This window comes from Nocardioides nanhaiensis (assembly GCF_039542785.1).
Taxonomy (GTDB): Bacteria; Actinomycetota; Actinomycetes; order Propionibacteriales; family Nocardioidaceae; genus Nocardioides; species Nocardioides nanhaiensis.
Genome location: NZ_BAABIM010000002.1, coordinates 546,161 through 558,920, shown reverse-complemented (window position 1 = coordinate 558,920; position 12,760 = coordinate 546,161). Strand labels below are relative to the sequence as shown.

The window sequence follows — 12,760 nt, the reverse complement described above, 5'->3', positions numbered from 1 at the left end:
CTCGACGGCCCCGTGTACGACGAGAAGACGATGGCCGAGCTGCGCGAGATCGCCGCGCGCTACCCGGAGGCCCGCTCGGGCCTGCTGCCGATGCTGCACCTGGTGCAGTCGGTCGAGGGCCGCGTGACGGCCCGCGGCATCGAGGTGTGCGCCGAGATCCTCGGGCTCTCCGCGGCCGAGGTCTCCGGCGTCGCGACCTTCTACACGATGTACAAGCGCAAGCCGGTGGGCGACTACCTGGTCGGTGTCTGCACCAACACGCTGTGCGCCGTCATGGGTGGCGACGAGATCTTCGACCGGCTCAAGAGCCACCTCGACGTCGGCAACGACGAGACCACCGAGGACGGCAAGATCACCCTCGAGCACATCGAGTGCAACGCGGCCTGCGACTACGCGCCGGTGGTGATGGTCAACTGGGAGTTCGTCGACAACCAGACGCCGGCCAGCGCCGTCGAGCTGGTCGACGACCTGCGCGCCGGCACCGAGCGCAGCTCCACCCGTGGCCCGCGGCTGTGCACCTGGCGCGAGGCCGAGCGCGTGCTGGCGGGCTTCCCCGACGGCCGCGTCGACGAGGGGCCCTCCGCCGGGGCCCCCAGCCTGGTGGGCCTGGGCATCGCCCGCGAGCGCGGCTGGACCGCGCCCACCTCCCAGTCCAGCGGGGCCGCCGACTCCGTCCCCGAGAGCAGCAGCGCGCCGGTCGCCGGCGCGAAGGCCTCCGACGACACCCAGGCCGAGCAGGCCGCCGTCGAGGCGGAGAGCCCCACCACCCAGACCGCAGCCGAGAAGGAGGAGGCCGAGTGAGCACCATCGACACCCTGACGCCGGTCCTCACCGACACCTGGGACGCCGAGCGCTCCTGGCAGTTGGAGACCTACGAGGCGCACGGCGGCTACCGCGCCGCGCGCACCGCCCTGGGCATGGACCAGGACGCGATCATCGCCGCCGTCAAGGACTCCGGTCTGCGCGGCCGCGGCGGTGCGGGCTTCCCCACCGGCATGAAGTGGGGCTTCATCCCGCAGGACAACCCCAAGCCCAAGTACCTCGTGGTCAACGCCGACGAGTCCGAGCCGGGCACCTGCAAGGACACCCCGCTCATGATGGCCTCGCCGCACCTGCTGCTCGAGGGCGTCATCATCAGCTCCTACGCCATCCGCGCCAACCGCGCCTTCATCTACGTGCGCGGCGAGATCCTGCACGTGATCCGCCGCATGCAGGCCGCCGTGGCCGAGGCCTACGAGAAGGGCTACCTCGGCAAGGACATCTTCGGCTCGGGCTACGAGCTCGAGGTCGTGGTGCACGCCGGTGCCGGCGCCTACATCTGCGGCGAGGAGACCGCCCTGCTCGAGGGCCTGGAGGGCCGCCGCGGCCAACCGCGGCTGCGCCCGCCGTTCCCCGCCGTCGCCGGTCTCTACGCCAGCCCCACGGTCATCAACAACGTGGAGTCCATCGCCTCGGTGCCGAGCATCATCGAGCACGGCGCCGACTGGTTCGCCTCCATGGGCACCGAGAAGTCCAAGGGCTACGGCATCTTCAGCCTCTCGGGCCACGTCACCCGCCCCGGCCAGTACGAGGCGCCGCTGGGCATCACCCTGCGCGAGCTCATCGACCTCGCCGGCGGGATCCGCGAGGGCCACCAGCTGAAGTTCTGGACCCCGGGCGGCTCCAGCACCCCGCTGCTCACCGACGAGCACCTCGACGTGCCGCTGGACTTCGAGGGCGTCGCGGGCGTCGGCTCGATGCTCGGCACCCGGGCGCTGCAGCTCTTCGACGAGACCACCTGCGTGGTGCGCGCGGTGCTGCGCTGGACCGAGTTCTACAAGCACGAGTCGTGCGGCAAGTGCACCCCGTGCCGCGAGGGCACCTGGTGGCTCGTGCAGACGCTGGCGGCGCTCGAGCGCGGCGAGGGCAGCGAGGCCGACCTCGACCTGCTGCTCGACCAGTGCGACAACATCCTGGGTCGCTCGTTCTGCGCCCTGGGCGACGGCGCCACCAGCCCGATCTCCAGCTCCATCCAGTACTTCCGCGAGGAGTACCTGGCCCACCTCACCCACGGCGGCTGCCCCTTCGACCCCGCCGCCTCCACCGTCTTCGCCCGGGAAGGCGCGCTGGCATGACCACCACGCCCGAGAAGCGCGCCGACGCCGCCGTGCAGCCCGAGGTCGAGACCGTCTCGGTCACCATCGACGGCATCCAGGTCAGCGTCCCCAAGGACACCCTGGTGATCCGCGCCGCCGAGCAGGTCGGCGTCCAGATCCCGCGCTTCTGCGACCACCCGCTGCTCGCGCCCGTGGGCGCCTGCCGCCAGTGCCTGGTGGAGGTGCCCGACGCCGGCAACGGCCGCGGATTCCCCAAGCCGCAGGCCTCCTGCACGCTGCCGGTGGCCGAGGGCATGGTCGTCAGCACCCAGCTCACCAGCGAGTCGGCCGACAAGGCCCAGCAGGGCGTCATGGAGTTCCTGCTGATCAACCACCCGCTCGACTGCCCCGTGTGCGACAAGGGTGGCGAGTGCCCCCTGCAGAACCAGGCGATGAGCAACGGCCGCGGCGAGTCCCGGTTCGTCGGCTCCGGCGCAGGCGGCGTCAAGCGCACCTTCCCCAAGCCGATCAACCTCAGCCCGCAGGTGCTGCTCGACCGCGAGCGCTGCATCGTGTGCCAGCGCTGCACCCGCTTCGCCGCCGAGATCCCCGGCGACCCCTTCATCGAGCTCGTCGAGCGCGGCGCGCAGCAGCAGATCGGCATCGCCGAGAACGCGCCGTTCCTCTCCTACTTCTCGGGCAACGTGATCCAGATCTGCCCGGTGGGCGCGCTCACCTCGGAGAGCTACCGCTTCCGCTCGCGGCCCTTCGACCTCGTCTCCAGCCCCTCGGTCGCCGAGCACGACGCGTGCGGCTCGGCCATCCGCGTCGACCACCGCCGCGGCAAGGTCATGCGCCGCTTGGCCGGCAACGACCCCGAGGTCAACGAGGAGTGGATCACCGACAAGGACCGCTTCGGGTTCACCTACGCCACCCAGGCCGACCGCCTCACCTACCCCCAGGTGCGTGACGACGACGGCTCGCTGCGCCCGGCCTCGTGGCCCGAGGCGTTCGCCGTGGCCGCCCGCGGCCTCGAGGCCGCCCGCGCGGCCGGCGGTGTCGGCGTGCTCACCGGCGGTCGCCTCACCGGCGAGGACGCCTTCGCGTACAGCAAGTTCGCCCGCGTGGCGCTCGGCACCCACGACGTCGACTTCCGCGCCCGCCCGCACTCCGCAGAGGAGGCCGCCTTCCTGGCCGCCCACGTGGTGGGCACCGGGCCGGGCTACGGCGGGGTCACCTACGGCGACCTGGAGACCGCGGCCACCGTGGTGCTCGTGGGTCTGGAGCCCGAGGAGGAGGCCGGCGCGATCTTCCTGCGCCTGCGCAAGGCCGTGGGTGCCGGCGGCACCCGCGTCGTCGCGCTCGCCCCCTTCACCACCCGCGGCCTGGCCAAGCTCGACGCCACCGTGGTGCCCACCGCCCCCGGCGGCGAGCCCGCCGCGATCGCCGCGCTGCGCGACCACGCCGAGCACGGCGTCGACGCCACCTCCGTGGTGCTGGTCGGCGAGCGCCTGGCCACCGTGCCGGGCGCGCTGAGCGCGGTGGCCGACCTGGTCGGCACGTCCGGCGCCCGGATGGCCTGGGTGCCGCGTCGCGCCGGCGACCGCGGCGCCGTCGAGACCGGCTGCCTGCCCAACCTGCTGCCCGGCGGGCGCCCCGTGGCCTCCGCCGACGCCCGCGTCGACGTGGCCACCGCCTGGGGCCTCGACACCCTGCCCGAGACCCCCGGCCGCGACGCCGACGCGATCGTCGCGGCCCTGGCCGCCGGCGAGCTCGGTGGGCTGCTCGTGGGTGGCGTCGACCCCGCCGACACCACCGACCCCGCCGCCACCCGCGCCGCGATCGAGGCGGCCGGCTTCGTCGTCGCGCTGGAGCTGCGCGAGACCGAGGTGACCCGGGCCGCCGACGTGGTGCTGCCGATCGCCCCGGTCACCGACAAGGCCGGCATGTTCGTCACCTGGGAGGGGCGCACCCGCCCCTTCGACCAGGCGATGGCCAACCCCTCCTCGCTGCCCGACCTGCGCGTGCTGGCCGGGATCGCCGAGGAGATGGGCCGCCCGCTGGGCTTCCGCACGGTGCCCGAGGTGCGTCGTCAGATGGAGGAGCTCGGCCCCTGGGACGGCGCCCGCGCCACCCTGGAGTCCGTCGAGCCCGCCACCTCCGCCGAGCCCGCCGCAGGGGAGGGCTTCGCGCTCGCCACCTGGAAGCAGATGCTCGACGACGCCAGCATGCTCGACGGCGACAAGCACCTGGCGGCCACCGCCCGGCCCGCCGTCGCGCTGGTGCCGCAGCAGGTGCTCGACGCCGTCGGTCCCACCGTCACCGTCACCGGTGACCGCGGCTCGGTGACGCTGCCGGCCGCGACCGTCCCCGACCTGGCGCAGGGCACCGTGTGGCTGCCGCTGCGCTCCACCGGCGGCGGCCTGCTGGCCGACGTCGCCTCCCCGGGCAGCCGGGTCCGGATCACCGGCGCGTCCGGTGAGACCGTGCAGAACAACGAGGGTGGTGCGTGATGGAGGAGAGCCTCGGCGCGTTCGGGCAGGACCCGGTCTGGCTGATCCTGGTCAAGACCGTCCTGATCTTCCTGGTCCTGGTGCTGCTCACCCTGTTCAACATCTGGTGGGAGCGGCGGGTCGTGGCCCGCATGCAGCACCGCATCGGCCCCAACGTCAACGGCCCCCTCGGGCTGCTGCAGAGCCTGGCCGACGGCGCGAAGCTGATGTTCAAGGAGGACATCATCCCCAAGGCGGCCGACAAGGTCGTCTTCGTCGCGGCGCCGGTGATCGCCGCCGTGCCCGCCTTCGTGACCTTCTCGGTGATCCCGTTCGGCCCCGACGTGCAGGTGCCCTTCACCGACATCACCACCCCGCTGCAGCTCACCGACATGCCGGTGGCCGTGCTGTTCGTGATGGCCGTGGCCTCGATCGGCATCTACGGCATCGTGCTCGGCGGCTGGGCCAGCGGCTCCACCTACTCGCTGCTCGGCGGCCTGCGCTCCAGCGCCCAGATGATCAGCTACGAGGTGGCCATGGGCCTCGCGCTCGTGGCCGTGTTCCTGTACGCCGGCTCCATGTCGACCAGCGAGATCGTCGACGCCCAGCAGGACTGGTGGTTCGGCCTGATCCTGGCGCCCTCGTTCATCATCTACACGATCGCGATGGTGGGCGAGGTCAACCGCGCCCCCTTCGACCTCCCCGAGGCCGAGGGCGAGCTGGTGGGCGGCTTCCACACCGAGTACAGCTCGATCAAGTTCGCCATGTTCTTCCTGGCCGAGTACATCAACATGGCCACCGTCTCCGCGCTGGCCACCACGCTGTTCCTCGGCGGCTGGCGCGCGCCCTTCTGGATCGACCGGCTCTACAGCGGCTTCAACGAGGGCTACTGGCCGGTGCTGTGGTTCTTCGGCAAGGTCCTGTTCTTCATCTTCATGTTCATCTGGCTGCGCGGCTCGCTGCCGCGACTGCGCTACGACCAGTTCATGAACTTCGGCTGGAAGGTGCTCATCCCGATCGCCCTCGGCTGGACCGTGGCGGTGGCGTTCATCCGGATGCTCAGCATCGACGACGGCGTCGACCGCCAGTGGCTGCTGATCGGCATCGGCGTCCTCGCGCTGGGCTTCCTGGCCGCGTTCCTCTTCGGCTCCGACGCCCCCGAGGAGCCCGAGCCCGACTACGAGCCCACCCCCGGCGGCTTCCCCGTGCCGGCCATGCCGGCCGGCGGCCCGGTGCGCGGCGCTGCGGCCCCGCTCACCTTCGAGCAGCCCGTCCCCACGACCACCTCCGGCGCCCGGGCGGGCGCCGCCGGCAAGGAGGCCACGGCCGATGGCTGAGTCCGACAACCCGACCTTCAAGGAGCAGTTCCTCGACCCCGTCGCCGGGTTCGGGGTCACGTTCCGCACCATGTTCAAGAAGGTCGTCACCGAGCAGTACCCCTTCGAGAAGATGCCGACGGCGCCCCGCTTCCACGGGCGCCACCAGCTCAACCGCTGGCCCGACGGACTCGAGAAGTGCATCGGCTGCGAGCTGTGCGCCTGGGCCTGCCCGGCCGACGCCATCTACGTGGAGGGCGCCTCCAACTCCGACGCCGCCGACGGCGAGCGGTTCAGCCCCGGCGAGCGGTACGGCCGCGTCTACCAGATCAACTACCTGCGCTGCATCCTGTGCGGGCTGTGCATCGAGGCCTGCCCCACCCGGGCGCTCACGATGACCAACGAGTACGAGCTGGCCGACAACAACCGCGCCGACCTGATCTACGAGAAGTCCGACCTGCTGGCGCCGCTGCTGCCCGGCATGGAGCAGCCGCCGCACCCGATGATGCTCGGCGACGACGAGGGCGCCTACTACCGCGGCGAGTTCGCGGCCCCGGCCCCCGGCTCCGCGGCGAGCCAGCAGGGGAGTGAGGGCTGATGGCGTTCTGGGTCCTCGCCCCCGTCATCACCCTGGCGGCCCTGGGCATCCTGTTCGTGCGCAAGGCCGTGCACGCCGCGCTGCTGCTGGCCGTGGTGATGATCAGCCTGGCCTGCCTCTACGCCGCCCTCGAGGCGCCGTTCCTCTTCGCGGTGCAGATCATCGTCTACACGGGCGCGATCCTGATGCTGTTCCTCTTCGTCGTCATGCTCGTGGGTGTCGACGCCTCCGACTCCGTGGTCGAGACGATCCGCGGCCACCGCGTCGCCTCGGCGGTCGGCGGACTGCTGCTCGGCGTCGTGCTCGTCGTCGGACTGGCGCAGATGGCGCTGGGCCCGCGGGTCGGTCTCGAGGAGGCCAACGCCGCGGGCAACGTGCAGGGCATCGCGCAGGTGCTCTTCTCCCGCTACGTGATCGCCTTCGAGATCACCGCCGCGCTGCTCATCACCGCGGCGCTCGGCGCCATGGTGCTGGCCCACCGCGAGCGGCTCACGCCCAAGGCAACCCAGGCCGACATGGCCCGCCAGCGCGTGCGCGACCACGCCGAGCGCGGGCTCGCGCTGGGCCCCGCGCCCGCTCCCGGCGTCTACGCGCGGCACAACGCCGTCGACACCCCGGCGCTGCTGCCCGACGGCAGTCCGGCCGAGGCCTCGGTGTCGCGCTCGCTCACCGCACGTGGCAGCATCCGCTCGGCGCCGGCCATGGCCGACGACATCGACGCGGTGCGGCGCCAGCTCGGGCAGGACCTCTCCGGGCTGCCCAACACCGGCGGCACGCAGGACGCGCCGGTCAGCACCACCGAGGACGCCCAGGGCTCCTCGGCCACCGATCGACGCCCCGGAGGTGACGCCTCGTGACCGAGCACTACATCGCGCTCTCGGCCATCCTGTTCACCATCGGGACCGTGGGCGTGCTCACCCGGCGCAACGCCATCGTGGTGTTCATGTGCGTGGAGCTGATGCTCAACGCCTGCAACCTCGCGCTGGTGACCTTCGCGCGGCAGCACGGCAACCTCGACGGGCAGGTGGCCGCGTTCTTCGTGATGGTCGTCGCCGCGGCCGAGGTCGTCGTCGGGCTGGCCATCATCATGACCATCTTCCGGACCCGTCGCTCGGCCTCGGTCGACGACGCGAGCCTGCTGAAGTTCTAGGAGCCGGAGAGTGCAGCTCACATCCCTCGTGACGACAGCCGCCGAGGGCGGCTCGATCCCTGTCGTCGACCCCGCCGCCGCCGACGGCGTCTTCTCCCTGCTGTGGCTGGTGATCGCGCTGCCGCTGGCCGGCGCGGCCGTGCTGCTGCTCGGCGGACGCCGCACCGACCGCTGGGGCCACCTGCTCGGCACCGCCACGGCGGCCGGCTCGTTCGTGATCAGCCTGGTGCTCTTCCTCAGCCTCGTGGGCCGTGAGGAGTCCGAGCGCCAGATCGGCCAGACGCTGTGGCGCTGGCTCGAGGTCGGCGGGTTCAGCGTCGACATGGGTCTGCTCTACGACCCGCTCTCGGCGATGTTCCTGCTGCTGATCACCGGTGTGGGCTCCCTGATCCACGTCTACTCCATCGGCTACATGGAGCACGACCCCCGTCGTCGCCGGTTCTTCGCCTACCTCAACCTGTTCGTGGCCGCGATGCTCACGCTCGTGCTGGCCGAGAACTACCTGGTGCTCTTCCTCGGCTGGGAGGGCGTCGGCCTGGCCTCCTACCTGCTGATCGGGTTCTGGCAGCACAAGCCCTCCGCGGCCGCGGCCTCCAAGAAGGCCTTCGTCATCAACCGCGTCGGCGACATCGGCATCTCGCTGGGCATCGCGCTCGCCTTCGTGACCTTCGGCTCGGCCAGCTTCGCCGTGATCAGCGCCAACGCCTCGGGCGCCAGCGAGGCCGCCATGACGGCGATGGGCGTGCTGCTGCTGCTCGGCGCCTGCGGCAAGTCGGCCCAGGTGCCGCTGCAGGCCTGGCTCCTGGACGCCATGGAGGGCCCGACCCCGGTGTCGGCGCTCATCCACGCCGCCACCATGGTCACCGCCGGCGTCTACCTGGTGGTGCGCTCCAACTTCGTCTTCGAGCTCGCGCCGGCCGCGCAGACCGCCGTCGTCGTCGTCGCCACCGTCACGCTGCTCTGGGGCGCGGTCATCGGCTGCGCCAAGGACGACATCAAGAAGGCGCTCGCCGGCTCCACCATGAGCCAGATCGGCTACATGATGCTGGCCGCCGGCCTCGGCACCTACGGCTACGCCTACGCGATCTTCCACCTGATCACCCACGGCTTCTTCAAGGCCAACATGTTCCTGGGCGCCGGGTCGGTCATGCACGGCATGGACGACGACGTCGACATGCGCCACTACGGCGCGCTGCGCGCCGCCATGCCGATCACTTTCCTCACCTTCGCCATGGGCTACCTGGCGATCATCGGCTTCCCCGGGTTCTCGGGCTTCTGGTCCAAGGACAAGATCATCGAGACCGCCCTGTTCGAGAGCCCGGTCTTCGGTGTCTGCGCCCTCATCGGCGCCGGCGTCACCGGCTTCTACATGACCCGCCTGATGCTGATGACGTTCTTCGGCGAGAAGCGCTGGGCCAAGGACGTGCACCCCCACGAGTCGCCCAAGGTGATGACGTTCCCGCTGATCGTCCTCGCGGCGCTCTCGCTGCTGGGCGGCATCCTGATCCTCGGCGACTGGCTCAAGAAGTTCCTCGAGCCCGTCGTGGGCGTCGCGCCCGAGCACGAGGCCCCGGTGCCGATCATCGTCGTCACCATCGCCACGGTGGCCGTCGTCGCCGTCGGCGTGGCCGCCGCCTTCCTCCTGGTGGGCCGCCGCGAGATCCCGCGCGAGGCACCGCAGGACGTCTCCTTCGCCACCCGTGCCGCGCGCGCCGACCTCTACGGCGACGCCATCAACGAGGGTCTGGTGGTCGAGCCCGGGCGCCAGCTGGTCCGCGGCCTGCTCGTGGCCGACCGCAAGGGCGCCGACGCGCTCTTCACCGGCTCGGCGCTGGGCGTCGCGGGCTCCGGCTCGCTGTTGCGCCGGCTGCAGAACGGCTTCGTCCGCTCCTACGCCCTGTCCGTCCTCGTCGGCGTGCTGCTCGTGGTGGTCGCGCTCCTGGCGGTGAATCTCGGATGAACGAGGTCCCTGTGCTCACCCTGCTGATCGCCCTGCCGCTGCTGGGCGCCCTGGCGGTCGCCTTCCTGCCCCCCGCGCTGAGCAAGCAGGTCGCGCTCGGCGTCTCCGTCGCGACGCTGGCACTCGTCGTCGCCCTGGCCGTCGGGTTCGAGGTCACCGGCGGTATGCAGTACACCGAGCAGGTCTCCTGGATCGACGCGTTCGGCGTGCACTACGCGCTGGGCCTGGACGGCCTCGGCCTGCTGATGGTGCTGCTCACCGCGCTGCTGGTGCCGCTCGTGGTGGCCGCCGGCTGGAACGACGGCGACCGCAACCCCCGGGCCTTCTTCGCCTGGACCCTCGCGCTGGAGTCGCTCTCGCTGGCCGTCTTCGCCGCCACCGACGTGTTCCTCTTCTACGTGGTCTTCGAAGCCACGCTGATCCCCGCCTACTTCCTGATCGGCGGCTTCGGCCGGGCCGGACGCAGCGCCGCGGCGCTGAAGTTCCTGCTCTTCCAGCTGGGCGGCGGCCTGGTGCTGCTCGCCTCGGTGATCGGCCTCTACGTCGTCTCCGCGCAGAACGGCGAGCCCAGCTACCTGCTCACCGACCTCGCGCAGCTCGAGATGAGCACCTCCGCCGAGCGCTGGCTCTTCGCGGGCTTCTTCATCGCCTTCGCGATCAAGGCGCCGCTGTGGCCGGTGCACACCTGGCTGGCCGACACCACCGAGAAGGCCACGCCCGGCACCTCGGTGCTGCTGGTCTGCGTGCTCGACAAGATCGGCACCTTCGGCATGCTGCGCTTCTGCCTCGGCATCTTCCCCGAGGCCTCGCAGTGGGCCACGCCCGTCGTCATCACGCTCGCCCTGATCTCCATCGTCTACGGCGCGCTCGTGGCCATCGGCCAGGACGACGTGATGCGGCTGATCGGCCTCACCTCGCTGAGCCACTTCGGCTTCATCGTGCTCGGCATCTGGGTCTTCAGCAGCCAGGGCCAGTCCGGCGCGATCCTCTACATGGTCAACCACGGGCTCGGGACGGCGGCGCTGTTCCTCACCGCCGGCTACCTGGTCAAGCGCAGCGGCACGCCGCTGATCAGCCTGATGGGTGGTCGCGAGAAGGTGACGCCGGTCCTGGCCGGCCTGTTCCTGATCGCCGGCCTGGCCACGCTGGGCCTGCCCGGACTCTCCACGTTCGTCTCGGAGTTCCTGGTCATCCTGGCCGCCTTCGACTACCACCCGGCCGTCGGTGCGGTGGCCGTCACCGGCATCGTGCTCGCCGCCATCTACGTGCTGTGGATGTACCAGCGCACCATGACCGGACCGACGCCGCCCGAGCTCGAGGCCGCCGTGGCCGCCGACCCCGAGGGGCAGCGCGACCTCTCGGTGCGCGAGCTGGCCGCCGTCGGTCCGCTGCTCGCGGCGCTGGTGTTCTTCGGCTTCTACCCCCAGCCGCTGCTCGACACGAGCAACGGCTACGTGAACGGGCTCATGGCGCAGGTCGGCGTCTCCGACGACCCGCCGACCGTGGCGCCCGACCACTCGACCAGCGAAGGGGAGGGTGACTGAGCCGTGGAGTTCGTCGAGCCCGTCATCCAGTACTCGAAGATCTGGCCCCTGTTGGCCCTCTTCGCCACCGGCCTGGTCGGTGTCCTCGTGGAGGCGTTCGCGCCCCGCGACCGCCGCCACACGTTGCAGGTGGCCGTCGCCGGCGTCGGCACGCTCGCCGCGCTGGTCGGCACCGTCCTGATCGCCGCCGACCTGACGCCGGCTCCCACCGGCGGGGCCCGCGGCCTGATCGGCGCCGAGGGCGCGATCGTCGTCGACGGTCCCACCATGTTCCTGTGGGGCCTGATCCTGGTCTTCACCCTCGCCGGCGTCGCGCTGTTCTCCGAGCGCCGCATCGAGGCCGGTGTCTCCGCCTTCGCCGGTCAGGCGGCCGCGCTGCCCGGCACCGACGCCGAGCGCCAGGCCTCCACCCGCGGGCTGGACCACACCGAGGTCTACCCGCTGCTGATGTTCGCCGTCACCGGCATGATGCTGTTCCCGGCCTCCGGCGACCTGCTCACCATGTTCGTGGCGCTCGAGGTGCTCTCGCTGCCGCTGTACCTGCTCTGCGGACTGGCGCGGCGTCGTCGTCTGCTCAGCCAGGAGGCCGCGCTCAAGTACTTCCTGCTCGGCGCGTTCTCCTCCGGCTTCTTCCTCTACGGCCTGGCCCTCGTCTACGGCTACGCCGGCTCGATGAACCTCACGACCATCGGCGAGGCCGTCACCAACGACCTCGGCAACGACACGCTGCTGCTCATCGGCATGGGCATGCTCGCCGTCGGCCTGCTGTTCAAGGTCGGCGCCGTGCCGTTCCACGCCTGGACGCCGGACGTCTACCAGGGTGCGCCCACCGCGGTGACCGCCTTCATGTCCGCCGGCACCAAGATCGCGGCCTTCGGCGCGCTGGCGCGGCTGTTCTACGTGGGCTTCGGCCCCGACCGCACCAGCTGGCAGCCGATGATGTGGGCAGTCGCGATCCTCACCATGCTGCTCGGCTCGGTGCTGGCCTGCGTGCAGACCGACGTCAAGCGGATCCTGGCCTACTCGGCCATCGCGCACACCGGCTTCCTGCTCACCGGCGTGCTCGGCCTGCAGGCCATCGGCGACCTCGCCGAGGGGCAGGTCACCTCGCTGCAGGCGGTGCTGTTCTACCTCGCCAGCTACGGCGCCGCCACCGTTGGTGCCTTCGGCCTGGTGACCCTGGTGCGCGACGAGAGCGGCGAGGCCTCCGGCCTGGACCGCTGGCGCGGCCTGGGCCAGCGCTCGCCGTGGGTGGCCGGCGCGTTCGTGCTCTTCCTGCTCTCGATGGCGGGCATCCCGCTCACCGCCGGGTTCGTCGGCAAGTGGGCGGTCTTCACCGTCGCGCTCGCGGCCGGTGCCTGGCCGGTGGTCCTCGTGGCGATCGCTGCCAGCGTGATCTCGGTGTTCTTCTACGTGCGGATCGTGCTGGTCATGTTCTTCACCGAGCCCGCCGACGGCGAGGACGTCGTCACCGGTGCGGCCACCGTCAAGGCCTCGCCCGCCACCACCGTGACGGTCGCCGCCTGCGCGGTCGCGACGCTGGTGCTCGGCGTCGTCCCGGGCCCGGTGCTGGACCTCGCGGGCCGTGCGGGAGACTTCATCAGGTGAACACCGCTCCCTCGCCG

General features: G+C 71.4%; 10 protein-coding genes. All 10 read left to right on the top strand.

Annotated elements, in window-relative coordinates:
- Positions 1 to 30: 30 nt before the first annotated feature.
- The 10 genes from nuoE to nuoN are packed head-to-tail and all read left to right on the top strand — an operon-like array spanning position 31 to position 12,743.
- On the top strand, positions 31 to 801 hold the full coding sequence (gene nuoE, locus ABD948_RS10830) for an NADH-quinone oxidoreductase subunit NuoE (protein WP_345266781.1): 771 nt from the start codon (positions 31 to 33) through the stop codon (positions 799 to 801).
- A complete protein-coding gene (gene nuoF / locus ABD948_RS10825; RefSeq protein WP_345265601.1) occupies positions 798 to 2,114 on the top strand; it encodes an NADH-quinone oxidoreductase subunit NuoF in 1,317 nt (438 codons plus the stop codon). Before nuoE ends, nuoF begins: the two co-directional genes overlap by 4 nt.
- Complete coding sequence (locus ABD948_RS10820) at positions 2,111 to 4,588, top strand: NADH-quinone oxidoreductase subunit G (protein WP_345265598.1); 2,478 nt, start codon at positions 2,111 to 2,113, stop codon at positions 4,586 to 4,588. The genes nuoF and ABD948_RS10820 overlap by 4 nt, the downstream gene beginning before the upstream one ends.
- Positions 4,588 to 5,904: an NADH-quinone oxidoreductase subunit NuoH gene (nuoH, locus tag ABD948_RS10815; protein ID WP_345265597.1), complete on the top strand. Its 1,317-nt coding sequence runs from the start codon at positions 4,588 to 4,590 to the stop codon at positions 5,902 to 5,904. The genes ABD948_RS10820 and nuoH overlap by 1 nt, the downstream gene beginning before the upstream one ends.
- Positions 5,897 to 6,481 carry an NADH-quinone oxidoreductase subunit NuoI gene (nuoI, locus tag ABD948_RS10810; RefSeq protein ID WP_345265594.1) on the top strand — a complete coding sequence of 195 codons (585 nt, stop codon included), beginning with the start codon at positions 5,897 to 5,899 and terminating at the stop codon, positions 6,479 to 6,481. The genes nuoH and nuoI overlap by 8 nt, the downstream gene beginning before the upstream one ends.
- The gene (locus ABD948_RS10805; protein ID WP_345265592.1) at positions 6,481 to 7,338 is read left to right on the top strand and encodes an NADH-quinone oxidoreductase subunit J; all 858 of its coding nucleotides are present in this window, start codon (positions 6,481 to 6,483) and stop codon (positions 7,336 to 7,338) included. Before nuoI ends, ABD948_RS10805 begins: the two co-directional genes overlap by 1 nt.
- A complete protein-coding gene (gene nuoK, locus ABD948_RS10800) occupies positions 7,335 to 7,631 on the top strand; it encodes an NADH-quinone oxidoreductase subunit NuoK (protein WP_345265590.1) in 297 nt (98 codons plus the stop codon). The genes ABD948_RS10805 and nuoK overlap by 4 nt, the downstream gene beginning before the upstream one ends.
- Positions 7,632 to 7,686: 55 nt before the next feature.
- The gene (gene nuoL / locus ABD948_RS10795) at positions 7,687 to 9,591 is read left to right on the top strand and encodes an NADH-quinone oxidoreductase subunit L (RefSeq protein ID WP_425576590.1); all 1,905 of its coding nucleotides are present in this window, start codon (positions 7,687 to 7,689) and stop codon (positions 9,589 to 9,591) included.
- On the top strand, positions 9,588 to 11,135 hold the full coding sequence (locus ABD948_RS10790) for an NADH-quinone oxidoreductase subunit M (protein ID WP_345265587.1): 1,548 nt from the start codon (positions 9,588 to 9,590) through the stop codon (positions 11,133 to 11,135). The genes nuoL and ABD948_RS10790 overlap by 4 nt, the downstream gene beginning before the upstream one ends.
- A 3-nt stretch (positions 11,136 to 11,138) precedes the next feature.
- Entirely contained in the window at positions 11,139 to 12,743 is a 1,605-nt protein-coding gene (gene nuoN, locus ABD948_RS10785) for an NADH-quinone oxidoreductase subunit NuoN (protein WP_345265585.1), read from the top strand.
- Positions 12,744 to 12,760 lie beyond the last annotated feature (17 nt).